This is a genomic window from Brucella sp. JSBI001, assembly GCF_026014005.1.
GTDB classification, from domain to species: Bacteria; Pseudomonadota; Alphaproteobacteria; order Rhizobiales; family Rhizobiaceae; genus Brucella; species Brucella anthropi.
Window position 1 is genome coordinate 3251778 of sequence record NZ_CP110339.1, and the last position, 20260, is coordinate 3272037.

The window sequence follows — 20260 nt, forward strand, 5'->3', positions numbered from 1 at the left end:
GGCTTACTCAGCCTGATCGGCTGGAGCCGCATTGAGCTGGCCATAACGCTCTTCGCCGATCTTGGCGAGGAGGTCGAGCTGGGTTTCGAGGAAGTCGATATGACCTTCCTCATCCGCCAGAAGCTCATCGAAAAGCTGCTTGGAAACATAGTCGCCGAGTTCGTCGCAGATTTCGCGGGACTTCTTGTAGGAAGCGCGTGCGTCGTACTCACCTGCAAGGTCGGCTTCGAGAACTTCCTTGACGTTCTGGCCGATGCGCAGCGGAGCTACGGTCTGCAGGTTCGGGTGACCTTCGAGGAAGATAATGCGGTCAATCAGCTTGTCTGCGTGATGCATTTCTTCGATGGATTCTTCACGTTCCTTCTTGGCAAGACGCGTGAAGCCCCAGTCGTTGAGGAGGCGGTAGTGAAGCCAGTACTGGTTTACAGCGCCAAGCTCGAGGAACAATGCCTCGTTAAGCCGCTCGATGACCTTTGGTTCGCCTTTCATTCCATGAACTCCCGAATTTGTCGCGTAGAGAACGTACACGATCCATGAACTGGACCACGTTTTCGTCCATTTGGTTATGACGAAGATGATACTCTTCAGTCACCCTTATGATCGTTTCCACGACGTTTGGGAAGCAGCCACAGCAACGGCCGCGTTTGGACATGACATTATAGACGGTGCCAGGAACGATAAGTTGCCAGCAATCCTGATCGAGAAGCTCAATAACAACGGCTTCAATGTCTTTATCGGTAATAACGTTACAGCTGCAGACTAGCATGAGGAAGTATCTCCCATACCCGCAAAGCAGAAATCAGACGCAAAAAGCGTCGACTGGAGAGACTTTACCGGCTCACTCTTTACTTCAACTGGGTTGCTGACCTGAAAAACTGGCAGCTTTATTTCACTCGTGGCGCAAGGCCGAACTGAACCGGTCAATGGTTCCTCCAACTGCAAGGGTTAAAGGCCCGAACATTAAAGGCATTACTTAAGTGGCGTTTATAAAACCCACCAAATTAAGTCAGGTTATGGCCGGTAGGGCTCCGTTCTGTCAATTTTTATGTTTTTGAAATGTTCTAAAAATCAATAAGTTAGAATCATTCTAAATATGAGTTAACTACCCATCTTTAAAAGATAATTGGTGCTTTACTATCGTCATAGCGGCCTCCGAATGATGCCGCTATGACATTATGCGCTATTTCGCCGCACCTTGTGGATAGGCGTTTCTACCGTACGTCAGGAGCCGAGAACGGCGCTGAAGCCTTCAAACTGCGGAGGTCCCAGATAGAGCGGCTTGTTGTCTCCGGCATTGCGATGCGCATCGCGAAACTGTTCGGACTTCGTCCAGGCGACGAAATCATCGCGGTTGCGCCAGACCGTGTGCGAAGCATAAAGCGTGTAGCCTTCCTCTTCATTGGTCGCACCGCGGAGAAGGTGAAAACTCTCGAAACCGGGAAGTTCGGACAGTTTCGAGTCGCGGTTTTTCCATACGGTCTCGAAGTCGGCTTCGCTGCCGACGCGAACCTTGAAGCGATTCATGGCTATGAACATTGCTGATCCTTTTCCATCAGGTTTGGGATTGGCTACTTTATATAACTTTTGGCGAGTGCAGCGGTAGGGGCCGCACCCGCCGCGTCACATCTCGGGATCAGAAGGCCGCCGCGGTCAGGTTGGTCGGTCTTCGAAGATGTGACGATCATGAACGGGAGGCGAGAACGCCTCCCAAAGTTTTAGAACTGGAACTGTGTCGAGACGAGGAATGTACGTCCGCGACCAGAACCATAGGTGCTGAGGGCAGGGGTATATTCCTTGTCGGCGATGTTCAGCACCTGAAGCGAAAGATCGACCGTGTCGGTGAACTTGTATTTCGCGAAGACGTCGACCAGCGTGTAGGGATCGGTATCGTTTCCGCTGATGCTTTTGCCGCTCGAAACGTGCTGAACGCGCAGACCGCTTTCGAGCTTGCGCTCGAAGAAACGCGCACCGGCGGTAACCGTTACGACATCTTCCGGCAAATACTGGTTTGCGCCCATGCCAGCTGTCTGCTCAGGCAGTTCAGAGGTGGAATGCGTATAAGCAATGCCACCGAACGCGAAGCCCGCATCATAACGCGCGTCGAGTTCGAAGCCCTTCACTGTCGAAGTGCCGTCGACATTGATGAACTGGCTGTAGTCGGATGCAGCCGTGATGTAATCCTCAACGCGCATCGTATAGTAATTAGCCTTAAGACGCAGGCCGTCTTCAGCAGTCAGGATGCCATCGCGAGCGATATTGACGCCGAATTCCCAGCCGCGCTGCTTTTCAGGACGAAGGTTGGGATTGCCGTGCATCATGCCGGTTCCGGTATGCGCCACACCACCGAGGAATGTTTCCTGCAGGCTCGGCGAACGCATGGAATGCGCATAGGTAATGTAGGGCTGAAGCCAGTCGGTCAGGTTATAGGCAACGGTGACTTTGGGGCTGAACTCGCTGTCGCTGTTCGAAATCGAGCTGTCGTCGCTCTCGAGTTTGAAATAGTCATAGCGGAGGCCGGTGACGACCTGCAGGGCCTGATAATTCCATGTCGCTTCCGAGAAGACCGCGCCGCGATTGGATGTGGCATCTGTCGGGTTGACGCCCGTTTTGGTGCCGCCAGCGGTGTCGCGGTTGATTTCAAAGCCGTTCTTCCACGCGACCGCCACTTCGCCGAAGGTGAAGCGCGACGTGTTCGAGGCCGTCATGCCGGTGGTTTCGGTCGAAACCTGCCGTCCTACGAAGCTGCCATTGCCGTCTTCCCAGTTCTGCAATGTGCTGTTGTGGTAGAGGTTGACGTCGAGGCCGATGAGATCGTTGTCGGACGGATTGTAGTTATATTGTGCGAAGAACGTGCGGTTCTGCAGGAACATATCGTAGATCGTATAGGTTCCCGGACGGTAGCCGTTCGCATATGTTCCGTAGTGGTTGTTGTAGAGCACGCCACCAAGCGTCAGCTTCTGGTCTTCGCCAAGGCCGAACTCAGCTTTGAACAGGCCGGAAGTCAGTTCTTCGCCGGTTTTCTCGACGGTCACGCCGTCGCCGTTCTTGTAATCGTTGGAATCGTGACGGCTGATGGCCGCAACAATCCCGATGGAATTGACGCGGGCGGCACCGGCCAGCATTTCGGAGAAGCCGGTTCCATTGCTACCCCAGGAAGCGCGGCCGAGAACACCCTTGTCCTTGCCATCCAGAATGACATCATCGACGCCGAGGGTGCGGAAATTGACGCTGCCTGCAAGGCCAGTGCCGCCTTCGGTCGTCACAGCGCCGCGCGCCACGTCGATTTCAGATAACAGGTTCGGGTCGATGTAGGCATAGCCCTGCGCATCGTGCGCGGTGTTGCGGTAGCTCTGCGGTACGCCGTCGATCATCATGTTGACGCGGCCGGAGCCTTCAAAACCACGAATATTGACCGCAACGCCGGGATTGGAAGCATTCTGCAAGGTAAACACGCCAGCGGTGCCGCGCAACACGTCGTCGAGCTTCGCGCCGCCGAAACGATTGATCTCTTCGCGGTCAACCCTGCCAACCGGTGCCGCAACGGAAGTCGGCGCCTGTGCGTCGTTCGCTCTGCGAATGGTGATCGTCTTCAACGCGACGCCAGCTTCTTCTTCAGAAGCTTTCTGTTCCTGCGCAAAGGCTTGTGACGTCATCGCCACAAGAATGACAGCAAGCCCCGTGCTCGCCAGAATTGACCGTTTGTGAACCCCACCAGTCGCCCGCATTTCCAATGTTTCCTTCATGACCCAGACGCGCTTCGCCGACCCGATGGGTGACGAAGAAATTAAAAAATTCAATTGTTTATGACTTCCCCCTCGGGAGAAGGCGCGTGCTGGCTGGGAAGAGGATTTCTTCCGGGCTTGCGCGGAAAAAGCGAGATTTAAACTTGACTCGATTATTCCAGTAATGCAGTGATTAATAAACATGACTGTTGATGTCAACAAAACAAATTTGCTGTCATCACCGTGTGGAAAGTCGATGCTGAGGCGAGAAAATGAACAGGCGAATCCATATCGACATGCAGGTGCGGTTACCACGCGGACCCGTTTCCGAACGAGCCGCAAATCGCATTCCTGAAAGCCAGCTCCGCAGCGATTCAACCGGGTCTGTCCCAGCTCAGGCGAAACCTCGCTTCGGCGAAGGCGGTCTTGAGCCGCAATTGAAAACCTATGGCAGCCGCGAACTCTTCGACGGCTCCCGGGAAGTGGGCATAGAGCACGGCGGTTCGCTCTATCGTCTCAAGATCACCCGCCAAGGCAAGCTCATCCTAAACAAGTAGGCAACCATCAGATGACGACCCATTCCAAGCCCTCCCCAGAGCAGATTCTCAAGGCACGGGCTGATAATCCGAAAATGCGCGAACGTGATTTTGCGCAGAGCCTCGGTGTATCAGAAGCCGATTTTGTAGCAGCACATTGCGGACAGGATATAGCAGCCCCCATTTCGGCGCGGCGTATTCGCGCCGATGTCGAAACGCTGTTGAACCGCATTGCTGCTGTCGGCGAAATCATGGTGCTGACGCGTAATGAGAGCGTCGTTCATGAAAAGATCGGGCCTTTTGAAAAGACGATCTGGGGCCAACATGCTTCGCTGGCGCTCGGCAAGGAAATCGACCTTCGTATTTTCCCGAAGCATTGGGTTCACGGTTTTGCCGTTGCCAAGCAGGATGGCGAAGCAACGCGTCGCAGCCTGCAATTTTTCGATGCCACGGGCGAGGCGGTTTTCAAGATTCATCTGCGCCCAGCTTCGAACATTGAAGCCTATGAGGCTCTTGTCGCCGATTTGCTGCTGGACGATCAGTCGCCAGCTGTTGAGACCAGCGCGCTTGCAACAAAGGGACCGAAGGCAGACGTATCGCTTCTCGATATCGACGCATTCCGCGAACGCTGGGGCGCACTCACCGATGTGCACCAGTTCGTTGGCCTGTTGAAGGATTTCGGTGTGGACCGCCATCAGGCCGTGCATCTTGCCGGTCATGATTTCGCCTGGCGTGTCGATACGTCATCGGTCGAGGCCATGATGAACCATGCGGTGCAGGAAAAGCTGCCCATCATGTGCTTTGTCGGAAGCCGTGGCTGCATCCAGATTCACACTGGCCCAATCCATGAAATCAAGATGATGGGCCCGTGGCTGAACGTGCTGGACCCGACGTTCCATATGCATCTGCGCATCGATCACATCGCTGACGTCTGGGTTGTGCGCAAGCCGACGAAGGACGGGCATGTGACGTCGCTGGAGGCCTATGATGCCAATGGCGAACTGATTGTTCAGTTCTTTGGTGAGCGTCATGAAGGCGAAGCCGAACTGGCCGACTGGCGCATGATCGCGGAAAATCTTCCGCGTCTGCCACAGTCTTCCGCTGCATAAGGTGACGGCAATGTCGTTCATTTCCTTGCGCTTCAGGCGCGGAGCTGCTCTGGCTGCCATCGCTTTGTCGCTGGCAGCTGGTGGTGCTGCACGCGCAGAAGCCGTCGACCATTTCGGCGATACGTCGCGCATCGTTTCCGTCGGCGGCTCGCTGACGGAAATCGTCTACGCTCTTGGCGCAGAAAAGATGCTCGCCGCGCGCGACCAGACAAGCGCCTATCCCGACGCGGTAAAGAAGCTGCCGGATATCGGATATATGCGTCAGCTTGCACCAGAAGGTGTGCTCTCGGTCAATCCGACCGGCATTTTGCTCCTTGAAGGCAGCGGCCCACAGGATACGCTCGATGTTTTGAAGAAAGCGTCTGTGCCAATGATCGTTGTGCCGGAAACCTATACCGGCGAAAGCGTCGTCAGGAAAATCGAGATCGTGGGCGAGGCTCTCGGTCTGGAGGAGAAGGCCAGGGCGCTTGCGAGCGAAGTCTCACGCGATATCTCAGCGGCTGAGAAGGCCGCAGCTGGCCACAGTTTGCGCAAGCGTGTACTTTTCGTTCTGTCGGCGCCCGGCGGGCGCATGATGGCTTCGGGCACAGGCACTGCGGCCGACGGCATGATTGAGCTTGCCGGTGGTGAAAACGTCATCACCGAATTTCACGGATATAAGCAGCTGACCGACGAAGCCGTCGAGAAGGCCGCGCCCGATATGATCCTGATGATGGATACGGGAGCGGACGGGATGACGCCGGAATCGCTGTTGAAGAATCCCATTATTGCTGCAACACCGGCAGGGCGTAACAAGAATGTCGTTTCGATGGAAGCGTCGTATCTGTTGGGATTTGGGCCTCGAACTGGTTCTGCCATTCGGGACCTGTCAGCAAAACTCTATGGCGCCTCTGCAGCGCAATAACATAATCAGACTTGCGGGATTGAAGAGCACGCAAGTCTGATTGTAAGGATTATTCGAAATGACCAGCCAAGGTCGCGTAGCGCGCGAACAGCGCTTTGCAGCGCGTCAATCAGAAAATGAAGTCACCACCTCAGAAGGTGACATCACGGGAGACCGTGCCGCACGTGCACGGTTCACCATCATATTGCTCGCCGTTGCTTTATGCATCGCGGCGTTGTTCAGCCTGACAGCAGGCGCTTCGGATGCGTCCGTGCTTTCGGTTCTGCGCGCTCTGACCTCCTCCGGCGCAGCCGAAGGCGCGGATGCATTCCGTCGCGATCACCTGATCATCATGGAGATTCGCCTGCCGCGTATTGTCATGGGTATGCTGATAGGGGCGGGGTTGGCGGTTTCCGGTGCCGTGATGCAGGGCCTTTTCCGCAATCCGCTGGCCGATCCGGGTCTCGTCGGGGTGTCTGCCGGGGCAGGACTTGGCGCGGTATCGATGATTGTTCTGGGCGGCACTTTTCTTGCTCCCGTTATTGCGATCCTTGGCGTTTATGCCTTGCCTCTGGCTGCATTTCTGGGCGGGCTTGCCAGTACCTTGCTGCTCTATCGTGTCGCGACGCGTCGGGGCCGCACGTCTGTTGCAACCATGCTGCTCGCAGGTATTGCACTTGGCGCCCTGGCGGGCGCTGCAACCGGCGCGCTCATCTATCTGGCTGATGATCGACAGTTGCGCGACCTGACATTCTGGGGGCTTGGTTCGCTTGCAGGTTCCACCTGGGCCAAGATTGGCGCTGCGGGACCAATCATCGCCATCATTCTAGTGGTTTCACCTTTGCTTGCGCGTGGTCTCAACGCACTGGCGTTGGGCGAGGCTGCAGCCGGTCATCTCGGCATTCAGGTGCAACGCATCAAAAACATCGCTATCGTTACCGTAGCGGCAGCTACCGGCGCGACTGTCGCCGTTGCTGGCGGGATCGGCTTTGTCGGCATTGTGGTGCCGCATATGCTGCGCCTCAGCATTGGTCCGGACCATCGCTATCTCCTGCCAGCGTCAGCGCTGCTCGGCGCTACGCTTCTGCTTCTGGCGGATGCGGTAAGTCGGACGATTGTGGCCCCGGCAGAATTGCCGATTGGCATCATCACCGCACTTTTTGGCGCGCCGTTCTTCCTCTGGATATTGCTGCGCCAGCGCGGCCTGCTCGATCTGTGAGGGTATCATGATTGAAACAAAAGCATTGGGCGTAAGCCTGTCAGGCAAGACCATCATCAGCGACATTGCCTTCTCCGCTAATCCGGGCGAGGTGACCGCAATCGTCGGGCCGAACGGCTCAGGCAAAACTACGCTGTTGCGTGCGCTTGCCGGTGACGTCGCTTACACGGGAACAGCCTATCTGGACGGTCGCTCCTTCGCTGAAATCAAGCCGTGGCAGATGGCGGCGCGGCGGGCGGTACTTCCACAGGCAAGCGCCTTGTCGTTTCCCTTCACGGTCCGCGAGATCGTGAAGATCGGGCTCACCGGCGGCTATAGTGGCGTTTCTCGCGAAGAAGAAAAGCGCTTGCCCGATCTCGCTTTGCAAAGGGTTGATCTCGCTGGCTTCGGCGGTCGGCTTTATCAGGAACTTTCCGGCGGAGAACAGCAGCGCGTGCAGCTTGCCCGTGTTCTTTGTCAGGTCTGGAAACCGGTTGTGGATGGTGAGGCGCGCTATCTTTTTCTGGATGAGCCGATTTCAAGTCTCGATATACGTCACCAGATTGTGGTGATGGAGATTGCAAGAGATTTCGCGGCAGCGGGCGGCGGGGTGATTGCTATCCTGCATGATCTCAACCTGACTGCCATGTTCGCCGACCGTATTGCGGTCATGAACAGAGGCAAGCTTGATGTGATGGGCACACCGCGCGAAGCACTGACCGACGAGCGGCTCGAACGTGTTTATGAATGCACGTTGCGGGTGGGTGTCCCGCCGGAAAAGGGGGTGCCTTTTGTATTGCCCCAGTCTGCCTATCGCGCAGCCGCAGAATAAAAAAGGTCCGGCGTAAAGCCGGACCTTTTCATTTCAAACTTCGCGCTGAATTATCAGCTCGCTACGCGCTCTTCTTCCATTTCATCGAGACCAAGCAGGTGTCGCACGTTCGGGCGCGCCTTGACGAGGTCTGCGATGCTGTACTTCATCAGCACGGCGAAGAATGCATTGAGTGCCTCGCGCAGCGCTGAATTGAGTGCGCAACTGTCGACCAGTGGGCATTCGGTGGCATCGTTCTCGAAGCACTCCGCCATGGCGAAGTTTTCTTCGGTCACACGCACAACATCGAACAGCGAAATGTCCTGTGCTGCACGTCCGAGGCGCACGCCGCCATTGCGGCCACGCACAGTTTCCACCAGCCCATGTTCAACGAGCGGCTGAAGAATCTTGAACAAAAACAGCTCAGAAACGCCGTAGGCGCGTGCGATTTCCGGAATGCGGCTGAGCTTGCCGTCATTGGCAGCACAATACATGAGCATACGAACGGCATAATTCGTCTGGCGGGTAAGACGCATCACTGTTCCTTTCAACACGTCTCGGAACAACTGCAACCTCGATGCCGAGGACGCGATGCTCCAATCCTTGAGTTCGCAATTCCAAACCGAAAGCGGTTTATCCCTGTTTCGGAACTGCTCCAAAATTCTGGTCTTGTCGCATTTGCGATCCGGAAAGGTTCAAGGCTCGATCGGATCATGCGCTAAAGCGGATATCTGTTTCTTAACCCACTTTAGAATCATTCTTAAAATATATGAAGTCTTTTCTCACCTTTAAAGGGGAAAAGTTGTTACCGGTATCAAATAACCGCGAGTTCCTCCCAGACCCGCTGCAAAAGCCCATTCTGACCTACTGGCAAACGTCTATCCATTCGGCGCTGACCAGCTCAGCCATTTTGTGCGGAGCGATGCGCACGGCACTGTTGGTCGCTCCGGCAGCGGGCACGACTTCCTCGAAATTCTTCAGCGATACATCGCAGTAAACGGGCAGGGCGCTCGGCAGACCGAACGGACACACGCCTCCGACCGGATGGCTGGTTTCGGCAAGAACGGTCTCGGCATCAAGCATACGAGGCTTGGTTCCGAACTGATCCTTGAACTTGCGATTATCGATACGCGCATCGCCACGGGTGACAATAAGAATGGTCTGGTCTTTGGCGGAAAAAGAAAGCGTCTTGGCGATCTGTCCCGGTTCCACGCCATGTGCTTCGGCGGCGAGAACAACGGTGGCGGTGCTCGTCGGCAGTTCAATCACTTCGATTTCAGGCGCTTTGGCCGCAAAAAAAGCCTTAACGGAATCCAGACTCATAGCTTCCTTTTTCTTATTTTGATTATTAAACTCAAGTTTAAGCCGCAATGTGGCAAAGGACAAGTCTGGTTGCTTCCTTGCGGCGTTTTGGCATTCAGTTTCTAACAGATCGAAGTCTCGATCTGCAACAATGCGCCAGGACCGAGAATGGGAAGCAGGTGAGGGGAGTTTGTCTCATAACACGGCTGCCATTGGCCCCGTGTTATGAGGGGCTTTGCGCTTTGCTTCAAAGATCGACAGGGCGGCCGGATGCTTCCTCTTCCAAGGTTACTGCAATATCTGCATTAGCCGACAATCTCACCTTGTCGCCCTCGACGTCGGCAACAAAGCCGAGTTCGATATAGTGATGATGGTCGCTGTGCATACCGGAATTATCGGTTTTCTTCAGCTTGATGCGGTTATCTTCGATGCGATCGACCGTGCCGACATGTACGCCATCGGCGCCGATGACTTCCATATTCTCCTGGATTTTGTGCTGCATGGGGAATCCTCCGTGTTGAATGATGCCGGAACGGCAATCTGCAATTGAGGCTGCGTGAGAGAAGTTAGCGCGTTTTCAGAAACTGACCATGGTGGCCACACTGAAAGTTGTATTGCTGAAGGCTGGATCGAACTCTTTTGATCGTGATCGGATGCTGGTTTCGTTCCGTGTTGTTCAGAATGCTGGCAAATGAAACAGTGCACGTTGACGCCGCAAGAAAAGCTGCTAAGAAGTCACTCGCTAAGCAATTGGGCGCAAATCGATAGCTTGCTGTGATTTGCTGTTTTTCCAGACTTGTGAAAAGCATAGATAAAACAATTGCCTGGAGGGGTGGCCGAGCGGTTTAAGGCACCGGTCTTGAAAACCGGCGTGCGAGAGATCGTACCGTGGGTTCGAATCCCACCCCTCCGCCATTTTCCTTTATAAGTCATTGAAATCATTGATAAAATAAAGTGCGGGCGAAGTTGACCCACAGATTTACCCACAAAACCAAATCCGCATCCATACCGCATCCGTACCGCAAATATGCGTCGGCTGGCGAGTCGAGTGCCGCCGGTTGCCCGGGGAGTCTTTTCCTCCGCTTCTAACGTTATGACTCCCAACGCCATCGCCGCATTATGACTCATTAAGACGTTTGACAAGCGAGCAAGGATAGGTCAACGTAAATAAAATAGAAAGTATAGATGGTTATGGCTCCGCCATTTAACTGTCTTAATGAGGTTTTAGGTATGGTCTATACGCCGGGCGAATAAGCCATATCAGACTCAATCGTCGATAAAGTCTTTCAGTTATACGTAGGTCAGCGTCTCCTTTGCTCGGGTTTGGATTACGTACCGCAGGTTTAGCTCCACTAATAAACAAAGTATGTTCTTTTAATATTGTTATTAGTTAAATTACTTTAGAACATTATTCTTTTTACAATAGTAAATAGGAATATATTGTCAATTTCGCATGGGTTTCTCTGGGAAAGTCTGGGGATGCGCTTTTGACAACCGGAACGTTTCAACATTTACTATGTATTATCGGATCGCACCGAAAGAATAGTGAAAGTAAATGCGGAGACGCCAACATGAAAACTTTTATTCGACTACCTGACGTGCGCCGCGCCACCGGCCTTTCCACATCCACCATTTACGAGGGGATGCGGGATGGCTGGTTCCCCAAGCCCGTCCGGCTCGGCCCCCGCGCTGTTGGCTGGGACGAGGATGTGATTGCGGCATGGCAGGAGAATTGCATCGAACGAAGCGGCGCGGCGAGCGCATAACTTTAGGAGGCGAAAGCCATGAACTACATTTCAGACGACAAGATCGAAAGCGCTCGGCTGGAGGCCAAGCTCGGAAGTTTTCGATCCGGCCCCGGCATTTCAGCGACCGATCATTTGAACGGCCAGTCGGTGCCGGAGTACGACAAGTCCTCGGACACGGTGGCGCTGGGCATCAGCGATTGCGCTGCAATGCACAAGCGGGAGATGGAACGGACGAAGGCTCGCGAAGCTGTGCGGGCGTCGGTCTTTGCTGCTTTCCCCGATGCCCCGCAGGAACTCCAGTCAATTATGTACAGCCATCCCAAGGTCGAGGCGTGGCTCGCAGCGTTCGCTCAAAAGGAGCAAGCCCGATGAAATCCGAAGACTTTTATCACGCCGCCAGCGCCCGCCTCTTCACCCGCCAACAACTGGACCAGATTGCGTACCGCTATCAGCAGTCGGCTGCGCTTTACCCAGAAGAGCACGAGCGCGTTGCCCGGTACATTCAGGATCATAAACTGGTCGGGCACCGGGAAGTGCTTGAGCACTATCTGCGTAGCAATCTGCCCATGTCCGAGCATTCCCTCAATGTCATCAACGCTTTTGCCGACTCCACCGCTACGGGCGCATATGACCGAGGCGCGGAAAGGGGTGCGCCGACGCATGGGCTGGAGACCTATGGCGGTGTGGAGTCGGCAGCGAGCCGCCTGTTCACCAGCACCGTGAAACCGGATGAGGGAGATAGGTGATGGCCGCGACCGCCGAAGAAATGCTCCGGGAACTGCGGTTTAGCCGGGGTGAGCCGGATGCTGTGGCGCGACAGGTTCTTCGCCATCTTGACGATACAAACTGGACCGAGGTGATGCGAGCGCTAGAAATGCTGGCTTCCGCAGGATGGACGGATGCCGAGGTCGCTTTCCGTGGGCTGGTGCTGGCGCGGGCTGAGGACTGGCTGGCGGAATGCAAGGCGTTACCGTTGGTTGAGCGGCTTGTCGCGACAATGACCACACTGCGGGTGCTGGGCGAGCCGACGCCGGATGTGTCGGATTTGGCGGCGAAGGCGCAAGAAGCCCTGCGGAAACGGCGAGCGAATTGAGGCGCGGACATGGCCCCCGCGACGGGGACTGGCGGGAGGTATCTAATGTCTCGTTCCGCCAGTCCTCCTTTTCGAAAGGTAGCGAGGTGAACCGTGATGACTGCTGACGTGATTTCATTGGATGAGGCCCGGAACCGGTTGCGGGTGCAGCCGGAGCTGGTTGCACAGGCGGAGTTTTTCCGCGGCATGTATTTGCTTCGGGAGGCTTTGGAGCTGATCGAAGCTTTGCCGGGAAAGCGGGCTGAAGATGCCTACGACCGCCTATGCCAAGGAATGCGGGTGGTTTTTGATCGAGAACGGAGGCTGGGCCGTGGGTGAGATTTTGAAGATGGAAAAGGATGTGATGGCAAGGGTGGTGCGGGAGTTAGACACCACGGACCTTGCGCTGGTGACGGCAGCCGATCTGGCTATGAAAGACTTGCTGCCGGTTTCGTCCAAACCGAACGAAGTGCAGACCTTTAGCTCATTTTTGGACCGCAAGCAGGCGCGAAAGGGCAAGGCGCAGGCGGAATTGAACCGCCAAGCAAATCCGGGCGGTTTCGCGCCATCGGTGGCGAACGCGAAGCTGGCGATCACCAAGCTCGGCATTAGCATGAAGTTCGACAAGTTTCACATGCGGATGGAGATCGAGGGTTACGATAAGCCCGTTGGTGAGGCTTTTGCGGACACGGTGCTGAAGCTGAGGGACGTTGTGATTGACAATTTCGATTTTGATCCCGGCCAGCGAAACGTGGAAGACGCGGCAAGGCTGCTTGCGATGCAGAACGCGTTCGATCCGGTGCGGGATTATCTTGATGGGCTGGTTTGGGATGGAACGCCGAGGCTGGACACTTGGCTTTCGGTATATCTTGGCGCGGCGGATGACGAACTGACGCGGGCCATTGGCCGGGCCGTGCTGGTTGCCGGGGTTCGGCGCGTACGGCGTCCCGGCTGTAAGTTTGATGCGATGCTGGTGCTGGAAGGGCCGCAGGGGCGCGGTAAGTCATCGGCGCTCAAGGTATTGGCCGGAGGTGATGACAATTTCACCGACGCCCTCGATTTCCGCCAGAACTATAAAGAGCATCAAGAACTGCTGCTGGGAAAGTGGATTGTCGAAGCGCCGGAACTGGATGGGCTGGGCCAGTCGGACGTGCGGCGGGCAAAGCAGTTTATTTCAAAAACCCACGACCGAGCGCGTGCCGCCTACGCCCGGACGGTTGAGGAAGTTCCCCGTCGCTGCATCCTGATCGGCACGACGAACGACGACCATTACCTGAAAGACCCGACCGGAAACCGGAGGTTCTGGCCGGTGGTGACGGGAAAGATTGATCTGGTGGCGCTGCGTGAGGCCCGCGATCAGCTTTGGGCCGAAGCCGCGATGGTGGAGCCGGGCGAAGCCGATCCGGTGACGATCCCGGAGCATCTGTGGACGGTTGCTGCCGAGCGGCAAGCCGAGAGGGTTGAGGCCGATCCGTGGGAAGATACGCTCGTCGCGCTCCTGCCGAAGCTTGCTAAGCGGGCCGAAGGCGAGCTTCGCATCGCCACGAGTAACATTTTCGCATCGGCGTTGGCGATGGAGATGCCGAACGTAACGAGGCGGGATAGCCGGAGGCTGGGCGATTGCATGAGGCGGCTGGGGTGGACCGGGCCGAAGCTGATCTGGGCTGGAGATAAGCCGGTTAGAGGGTATGTTAAAGAGGATGGTATGGCCCTAACGGATGATGAATGAAAAATACAATAAAAACAATGACCTAACTGCCTAACTGTTCCTAACGGTTATAACACGAACTTTATAGACTTCCTAGATCACTAAATCCCTTCAATCCCCTTATCAGTTAGATCAGTTAGAACGGTTAGGATTTCTTTCATCCCATTGAAAACATGGGATTTTCATCCCTAACCGAAACCGGGGCATTGCCCCTTTCATAACCGTTATGTGGAGGCAGAAGAATGGCCGAGGGTGAAATCCTAAGCCCGGCGCTCGCCGCGCTATTGCAAATCATGACCTCGACCGAGGTGGCAGAGGCCAAGTGCGTCGAGGCCGCGAAAGCGATTATTGAGTATGAAGCGCCGCAAGGGGTCTACGACCTCACCCACCGATATTTGATCGGGGTGGCCGAGGATGAGGAACAATCAACGGATTTGCGGCTGGAGGCGTTGAAGCTGCTGCGGAAGGTGGAGGCGCGCCGGGTTGTTCCGGGAGTGGCGAAAGGCGAAGATACAGAAAAGGCGAAGCGGTTGGCGCAGAGGCTGGAAGCAGCGCGGGAGCGGGTGAAAAGGTTTCGAAAAGAAACGTTGCCATGACCAACCACACCAACTTTACTTGTTTGTTTCGACCAAACTTCTCCAGTCTTTTATCGATTGTCAGCCCTAATTCGATCGGCTTGATTTCTTTGCCAATTCTCTTAAAATTTTGAGAGCTTCAACTTACGAACGAGTCTCAGGTGAGCGTGCAATCGACTACACTCGGTACCATAGTAGCAAATGGCGGATGCGCTGATGTGGTCTTTGTACACGGACTAACTGGAGACCTATACCAGACTTGGTCAGCACCGGAATCCAAGGAAGCTGAGGGGGTTTTTTGGCCTCGTTGGCTAGGCACTGACCTTCCTGATGGAAATTATTTTACCCTAGGATACCCTGCAAGCATGTTTGCTAAATGGGCAAAAAAGGAGATGAACCTTTACGAGAGGGCTAAAAATACACTGGAGGTTTTAGCTTCATATGGCATTGGGGAACGGCCGGTAATTTTTATCTGCCATAGCCTTGGTGGTCTTCTCATAAAGCAAGTGCTGCGAACAGCGCAAGAGTCGACGGAGACGAACTGGATAAAACTGGCAAAAAACTGCGTTGGAATCTTTTTCTTGGCAACTCCTCATTCGGGTTCTTCACTCGCCAGCTTGCTGAAATGCTTTGTCGGAGGGTTCAACTCTCACCACGTTGAGAAGCTTGTGAAAGATTCATCGGACTTAGATGAGTTGAACGCAAGCTTTAGAAGCCTGTGTGCAAATCAAAAAATTGAAGTAACCTCATATTACGAAATGCACAAAACAGGCAAAATTGCGCTCATTGTAGAGGCGAACAGCGCTGATCCCGGTGTAAATGCTTCGCGGCCAATTCCTGTAGATGCCGATCATATAAACATCTGCAAGCCCCTTGATCGACACTCGGTCATATACAGAAGTGTTTTTTCTCGTTTAAAGGCAAAGCTTCTAGAGATCGCAGTTGCTGGTGGCGCAAAATGTGCCGAGTTCGAAGGCGACGATCTTTCATCACATAGTGAAAGCGACAGGCGCGATCTACATGAGAAAATGATCGCGGCTGACCGAGAATACGAGTATTCGTTTGCCAATGAATCCCAGAATAGATTTGCTAGGCGGTTCTTGAAGTCTGGCCTTCAGTCTAGCAGCTTACTGCTGCACAACAATATGTTGGCTGACATAGATCAACGATTTCAGAGTCTCGTATATTACCCGCTTATATGTAATGGAGCCGATAAAGAAACTGTTTCCATTGCAGTTCAAGAAAGGTTAGTCGCGCCACTTTCTGAAAAATACTCGGAACATTCAGCAAACGAAAGAATTGTAATGGATGCTCTTTACTTTCTTACTGAACGCTGCCACGTCCGCTGGGATAAACCATGAATTATCGTATCTGGTATGCGCAGCTTGACGTGTTTGATACCATCAGACGTTATTTGGCGTTGTTGACACATTGGCAGGGACCAGCTCCTGACAAAACCAGATTGTTTATCACCGACTTTTACTACGTGAATCCTCCCCTGCTACACAATGTTCATATGCCCACAGATGTTCGGCGATCATTCAACGAAATAAAGATAGAAAAAGCTCAGAACACATTTATTCAGTATCCGTCACCTCAGTTATTATTCATCAAAATGGGAGGAATACAAAGCAACGCTTTACACCATCTGGTCGGAAAAGGGATGGTAGAGGTGTCCGACGTAAATAAGAACAGATATAGACTCAGTAACGAAGGTATAAAGATTGCGGAAAATCTCGTTGATAAGCTAGTACTCGATTCGGAGCGGTCGGTACTTAACTTTCTTACGAATGAGTTTGTCAAAGTGGGTAGTGGCAAAGGGGGATTGAGGTCGGTTACAGGTCTCAATCGATTAGGGGCATAGACGATGATTTCTTTTTTTGCTTTGAAGAGGCTTCAAGTCCTCCAAGGCAGCCACATTGCTTATGATGAATGTTTTCATCGAGGTGTGAACATAATTCGTGGTGAAAATAGCTCTGGCAAATCTACCATAGCTGATTTTATTTTTTACGGATTGGGCGGCGAGTTTGACCGTTGGAAGGATGCGGCAAAGCGCTGTTCGTCGGTTCGTTTGGAGATCGAAACTGCTCAGTCTATACTTACAGTTCATCGCAATATCGGTAACAAGCTTGAGCCCGTTTACATTTATTACGGCGACATTAACAACGCCGTAAATCAAGGAATTGACCAATGGCAGCGAGTTCAAATTAGGCGATCCGCTGGCGGAACCGGGCTATCCTATACTCAGATATTATTCCGTGCCGCTTTCATTCCAGAGGCTCAGGGTGAAGGGGCTTCGAATGTCACGCTTCATCAGATTTTGCGGTTACTCTATGCTGATCAGCAGACTCCTGCTGGCAAGTTATTCAGATTTGAAACGTTTGACACCCGCGACATAAGAGATGCCGTAGGGCAGCTACTTATCGGCATCAATGGATACGAAGCGTATGATGCCCGGCTGAAGCTGCGCGAACTAAAGAATGAATATTCGGAGAAGGATCGCCTATATGAGGCGGCTCAGATGTCACTCCCGCAGTCGGATGGCATAAGCTCGGTTTCTGCGCTTGACGAATTACTGACGAAACTGCTCCTGGAGAAAGAGCAAGTACTCTTCGATATAGCTCAGGTTGACACAATTGTCGGTGATGACCAAGCAAAGACGTTTATTGCGGAACGTCGAGCGCTGCATGAGAAAGTGCAAAGGCTATCTCAAAAGCTCAATAACAAAGAGAGAGCGCTTCACGAAAACAATTCTGAACAAGAGGAAATTGCGAGTTTTGTCAAATACCTTGAAGAGCAACTATCAGTTCTAAACGCCGTAGACGACGCATCAACTCTGATTGGAAATATTGAGTTTCAATACTGCCCTGCATGTCTTAAGCCTCTTAAAGATACTAGATCTGGATTTTGCATCCTTTGCCATGAAGAAAATTCTTCAGAAGAAGAAAGATCGAAGTATTTTGAGTTAAAGATAGATAACGAATTGCAAATCCGGGAGTCTAGACAGCTTCTCAAATTGAAATCATCTCAAGCTATTCTACTTCAGGCCGAGATCCGGTCCTTAAGGAAAGATTATAGCGATACATTGTTGGATTTTTCCACGCGTTATGACGTCAGCAACTCTCCTCGTGAGAGTTTTCTAGCCGAGCGAAATCGGAGGCTGGGAAAAATCGAACATGAGCTTTCTTATTTTGAAAGAATCCGCGCTACGATTGAACGAATAGACGCACTTTCAGAAGAGCGTTCAAACCTCAACAAAGAGATAGGCGAACTTCAAAACCGCCTCCAAAGGCTGGAGCACTCAGCATCAGTTCGTCAGAATAAGGCAATGGGGCTTATTGCGTCGTTGGGGAAGAAAATTCTGTCTCGAGATTTATCGCGGGAAGACACCTTCGAGGACCCAACTAGCTTTACAATTGATTTTGGCGATGATGCTATGTTGGTTGACGGTAAAATGAACTTCGCTGAGAGTAGTAATGTTATTTTGAAGAATACATCAATCCTTTCAATTTTGTTTGGTGCAACATATGATGAAAGTTTTTGGCATCCCAAATTTCTACTGATGGATAATATTGAAGACAAAGGAATGGAGCCAGAGAGAAGTCATAATTACCAGCGCGTAATTGTTGGTGAATCAGATAAGGCGAAGTTCCCACATCAAATAATTTTAACAACTTCAATCGTCGATCCGGAGCTAGACAAAAGCAATCTAACCGTGGGAGAAAAGTATAGTAAGAGCAACAAAACTCTTAAGTTGATCTGAATAATTGGGAGGGGGCGAATAGTGGTGATCGACAATAACGGACTGTTTATCGAAGAGCTTCAAGGCGCGGTACCGCTTAACATGATTAAGCTTTTCGCTGTTTTTGCGAGATTTGAGTTTGCTCTGATTGCTACTGGATATGTGGGCGGTGATAATGGAGATTATGTTTATGCCACTTGGGACGATTTTGCTTCGGACTTGCATAAATCATTCTTTCCGAAAGTCCAGCATAGTCAGCGAGCGGCTATCTTGTTTAATGAGCCACCGCGTACTTTAGTAAAGCTCGGTAATAATTGCCGTTTCATCGATGGAAATCCGCCAACTAACGCTCAAAGTGTATTGCAAGCAGTTCGAATAATTCGGAATAACTTGTTCCACGGCTCCAAAACCAATCCTCGTGAAAGGGATATGCATTTAGTTGATGCAGCCAATGAAGTTTTAACTACTGCTTTGGATATAGCGCGATTAGAATTATTAACAAACAGGGTATCCGTTGCTTGGGGCTATTGTGGACATATCGGTGAACCATGACTAATCACCATGATAGTTCACGATGCGAGCTGCGCGCACTCCTTTAGAATCCTAAACACACTCGCCCGCCCGATCCCCAGCTTCGTCGCGATGGCGTCCGCCGTCATTCCCCCGGCCTTCAACCGCAGTACATCTTCCGCTTTCGCCCGCGCAGTCGGCGCTCGCCCCTTGTATTTGCCCTCGGCTTTGGCCTTCGCGATCCCCTCGCGCTGCCGTTCCAGCATCAACTCCCGTTCAAACTCCGCAATCGACCCCAGCAAATTCAGCATCAACTTGCCGGTCGGTGTGGAGGTGTCGAGGTTCATCGATAGGATGCGGAGTGTCACCCCCTTTGTGCGAAGCGTCTCTGTGATCGCCACGAGGTCTGCGACGGATCGCGCGAGGCGGTCAAGCTTGGTGACGATAAGCGTGTCGCCCTCGCGTACGTAATCCAGCGCCCGCTCCAGTTCCGGGCGCTTGGTAGCGACAGACGATAGTTCCTCTTGGAAGATGCGCGACGCTCCCGCAGCGGACAGATCGCGGAGCTGGGCTTCAAGTCCAGCTTTCTGGTCGGTGGTTGATGTGCGGGCATAGCCAACGATTGCGGCGGTGGACATGGCGGACTCCGATAGTCTCACATAACTTTTAGATATTGTGATACTACCGTATCAAAAAGTCAACTCCAATGTGTGTGATACCGTCAGTTGGCTTTTTTGCGAGAATCGCTAGGGCTTGCCCTATTGATACTGCGCGGGAATACGGTGCTGTGAGGTTGAGCCATATGCATGTGGGCGGGCGTCGCATGGCATGGCTAGCCACGGATAGAATGTATCGGGAAACGGGACGGAATGGTGCCGCCATCAAGCGCGGCAATGATTGCCGGTAGTTTATCCATCGAATGAAATATCGCGCCATGCGCCGAATGCGGGGCGAAGATCGGTATGGTCCAGCCTTGCCCCACCGAGTTTCATTGCTTATTGTGTTCTATTATGGGACTGGGTGGGACTGACATTTATTCGGCAGTCTGCATGGCCGTGCGGAAGGGGGAACTGGCGGAGCCGTTTCGCGCCTTAGATGTGCGACGGGTTGCACCCGGCTGGGCCTATCCTCGCTATTTCGAGTTCCTCGCTGACCATTGCACCGACAAGCAGTCGCCCGATGTTGCGCTATTCGTTCGCGTCGCCAAGGGACGCTATCGACTCAACGACCAAAAAGCTGGGTAGGCCGAGGCCCCATCCCCCTTTGCATTGTGCAAACGGCGAGGGCTACTTCGCCGGATGCCACCCCCCATCTGCCTGACCATGTCCCTCGCAAATTTTGTGT

25 protein-coding genes and 1 tRNA gene are annotated in these 20260 nt (G+C 53.2%); 18 read left to right on the forward strand and 8 right to left on the reverse strand.

Annotated features, from left to right (window positions below):
- Positions 1-3 precede the first annotated feature (3 nt).
- The 4 genes from bfr to LJ361_RS15350 form a co-directional block, all read right to left on the reverse strand.
- Positions 4-489: a bacterioferritin gene (gene bfr / locus LJ361_RS15335; protein ID WP_010658824.1), complete on the reverse strand. Its 486-nt coding sequence runs from the start codon at positions 487-489 to the stop codon at positions 4-6.
- Entirely contained in the window at positions 455-766 is a 312-nt protein-coding gene (locus LJ361_RS15340) for a bacterioferritin-associated ferredoxin (protein WP_012093011.1), read from the reverse strand. Before LJ361_RS15340 ends, bfr begins: the two co-directional genes overlap by 35 nt.
- A gap of 455 nt (positions 767-1221) precedes the next feature.
- Positions 1222-1536 (reverse strand): antibiotic biosynthesis monooxygenase family protein, encoded by a 315-nt coding sequence (locus LJ361_RS15345; protein ID WP_010658822.1) that lies wholly within the window; start codon positions 1534-1536, stop codon positions 1222-1224.
- A gap of 179 nt (positions 1537-1715) precedes the next feature.
- Positions 1716-3797, reverse strand: a complete 2082-nt coding sequence (locus LJ361_RS15350) for a TonB-dependent receptor domain-containing protein (protein ID WP_226622796.1) — start codon at positions 3795-3797, stop codon at positions 1716-1718.
- Positions 3798-4069: 272 nt separating this feature from the next.
- Here LJ361_RS15350 and hemP point away from each other — a divergent pair, with 272 nt between their 5' ends.
- From hemP to LJ361_RS15375, 5 genes are read left to right on the forward strand one after another with little or no spacing between them, the layout of a single operon-like run.
- Positions 4070-4279 (forward strand): hemin uptake protein HemP, encoded by a 210-nt coding sequence (gene hemP / locus LJ361_RS15355; protein ID WP_371264656.1) that lies wholly within the window; start codon positions 4070-4072, stop codon positions 4277-4279.
- Between the two features lie 11 nt (positions 4280-4290).
- Complete coding sequence (locus LJ361_RS15360; RefSeq protein WP_029375955.1) at positions 4291-5367, forward strand: hemin-degrading factor; 1077 nt, start codon at positions 4291-4293, stop codon at positions 5365-5367.
- Between the two features lie 10 nt (positions 5368-5377).
- The gene (locus LJ361_RS15365; protein WP_010658818.1) at positions 5378-6271 is read left to right on the forward strand and encodes a heme/hemin ABC transporter substrate-binding protein; all 894 of its coding nucleotides are present in this window, start codon (positions 5378-5380) and stop codon (positions 6269-6271) included.
- A gap of 58 nt (positions 6272-6329) precedes the next feature.
- Positions 6330-7469: a FecCD family ABC transporter permease gene (locus tag LJ361_RS15370; protein ID WP_010658817.1), complete on the forward strand. Its 1140-nt coding sequence runs from the start codon at positions 6330-6332 to the stop codon at positions 7467-7469.
- A gap of 7 nt (positions 7470-7476) precedes the next feature.
- Positions 7477-8280, forward strand: a complete 804-nt coding sequence (locus LJ361_RS15375) for a heme ABC transporter ATP-binding protein (RefSeq protein ID WP_010658816.1) — start codon at positions 7477-7479, stop codon at positions 8278-8280.
- Between the two features lie 53 nt (positions 8281-8333).
- Here LJ361_RS15375 and rirA read toward each other — a convergent pair whose 3' ends face one another.
- The 3 genes from rirA to LJ361_RS15390 form a co-directional block, all read right to left on the reverse strand.
- Positions 8334-8795: an iron-responsive transcriptional regulator RirA gene (gene rirA, locus LJ361_RS15380; protein ID WP_010658815.1), complete on the reverse strand. Its 462-nt coding sequence runs from the start codon at positions 8793-8795 to the stop codon at positions 8334-8336.
- 328 nt (positions 8796-9123) lie between these two features.
- A complete protein-coding gene (locus tag LJ361_RS15385) occupies positions 9124-9582 on the reverse strand; it encodes a YbaK/EbsC family protein (RefSeq protein WP_010658814.1) in 459 nt (152 codons plus the stop codon).
- A 226-nt stretch (positions 9583-9808) separates the two neighbouring features.
- Entirely contained in the window at positions 9809-10063 is a 255-nt protein-coding gene (locus LJ361_RS15390) for a DUF2171 domain-containing protein (RefSeq protein WP_010658813.1), read from the reverse strand.
- A 324-nt stretch (positions 10064-10387) separates the two neighbouring features.
- Here LJ361_RS15390 and LJ361_RS15395 point away from each other — a divergent pair.
- The 12 genes from LJ361_RS15395 to LJ361_RS15450 all read left to right on the forward strand — a co-directional run bounded on the left by LJ361_RS15395 (position 10388) and on the right by LJ361_RS15450 (position 18958).
- Positions 10388-10476: transfer RNA gene (locus LJ361_RS15395), tRNA-Ser, on the forward strand.
- Positions 10477-11132: 656 nt separating this feature from the next.
- Entirely contained in the window at positions 11133-11327 is a 195-nt protein-coding gene (locus LJ361_RS15400) for a helix-turn-helix transcriptional regulator (RefSeq protein ID WP_121994584.1), read from the forward strand.
- 18 nt (positions 11328-11345) lie between these two features.
- Positions 11346-11681, forward strand: coding sequence for a hypothetical protein (locus tag LJ361_RS15405; RefSeq protein ID WP_151612342.1), 336 nt, complete (start codon positions 11346-11348; stop codon positions 11679-11681).
- Positions 11678-12055: a hypothetical protein gene (locus tag LJ361_RS15410; protein ID WP_151612340.1), complete on the forward strand. Its 378-nt coding sequence runs from the start codon at positions 11678-11680 to the stop codon at positions 12053-12055. Before LJ361_RS15405 ends, LJ361_RS15410 begins: the two co-directional genes overlap by 4 nt.
- Positions 12055-12402 (forward strand): hypothetical protein, encoded by a 348-nt coding sequence (locus LJ361_RS15415; protein WP_264811895.1) that lies wholly within the window; start codon positions 12055-12057, stop codon positions 12400-12402. The genes LJ361_RS15410 and LJ361_RS15415 overlap by 1 nt, the downstream gene beginning before the upstream one ends.
- 96 nt (positions 12403-12498) lie before the next feature.
- Complete coding sequence (locus LJ361_RS15420; protein WP_146097142.1) at positions 12499-12720, forward strand: hypothetical protein; 222 nt, start codon at positions 12499-12501, stop codon at positions 12718-12720.
- The gene (locus LJ361_RS15425; RefSeq protein ID WP_264811896.1) at positions 12713-14110 is read left to right on the forward strand and encodes a virulence-associated E family protein; all 1398 of its coding nucleotides are present in this window, start codon (positions 12713-12715) and stop codon (positions 14108-14110) included. Before LJ361_RS15420 ends, LJ361_RS15425 begins: the two co-directional genes overlap by 8 nt.
- Before the next feature lie 221 nt (positions 14111-14331).
- Positions 14332-14685 carry a hypothetical protein gene (locus LJ361_RS15430; RefSeq protein ID WP_264811897.1) on the forward strand — a complete coding sequence of 118 codons (354 nt, stop codon included), beginning with the start codon at positions 14332-14334 and terminating at the stop codon, positions 14683-14685.
- A 140-nt stretch (positions 14686-14825) separates the two neighbouring features.
- On the forward strand, positions 14826-16025 hold the full coding sequence (locus LJ361_RS15435; RefSeq protein ID WP_264811898.1) for an ABC-three component system protein: 1200 nt from the start codon (positions 14826-14828) through the stop codon (positions 16023-16025).
- Positions 16022-16528: an ABC-three component system middle component 5 gene (locus LJ361_RS15440; protein WP_264811899.1), complete on the forward strand. Its 507-nt coding sequence runs from the start codon at positions 16022-16024 to the stop codon at positions 16526-16528. Before LJ361_RS15435 ends, LJ361_RS15440 begins: the two co-directional genes overlap by 4 nt.
- Positions 16529-16531: 3 nt before the next feature.
- Complete coding sequence (locus LJ361_RS15445) at positions 16532-18427, forward strand: AAA family ATPase (protein ID WP_264811900.1); 1896 nt, start codon at positions 16532-16534, stop codon at positions 18425-18427.
- Between the two features lie 21 nt (positions 18428-18448).
- Positions 18449-18958, forward strand: a complete 510-nt coding sequence (locus LJ361_RS15450) for a hypothetical protein (protein WP_264811901.1) — start codon at positions 18449-18451, stop codon at positions 18956-18958.
- A 17-nt stretch (positions 18959-18975) separates the two neighbouring features.
- Here the strand turns inward: LJ361_RS15450 and LJ361_RS15455 are convergent, their stop codons facing one another.
- A complete protein-coding gene (locus tag LJ361_RS15455; protein ID WP_264811902.1) occupies positions 18976-19554 on the reverse strand; it encodes a recombinase family protein in 579 nt (192 codons plus the stop codon).
- Between the two features lie 411 nt (positions 19555-19965).
- On the opposite strand from LJ361_RS15455, the gene LJ361_RS15460 reads away from it, so the two are divergent.
- Entirely contained in the window at positions 19966-20160 is a 195-nt protein-coding gene (locus LJ361_RS15460) for a hypothetical protein (RefSeq protein WP_313733548.1), read from the forward strand.
- The last annotated feature ends 100 nt before the right edge of the window (positions 20161-20260 follow it).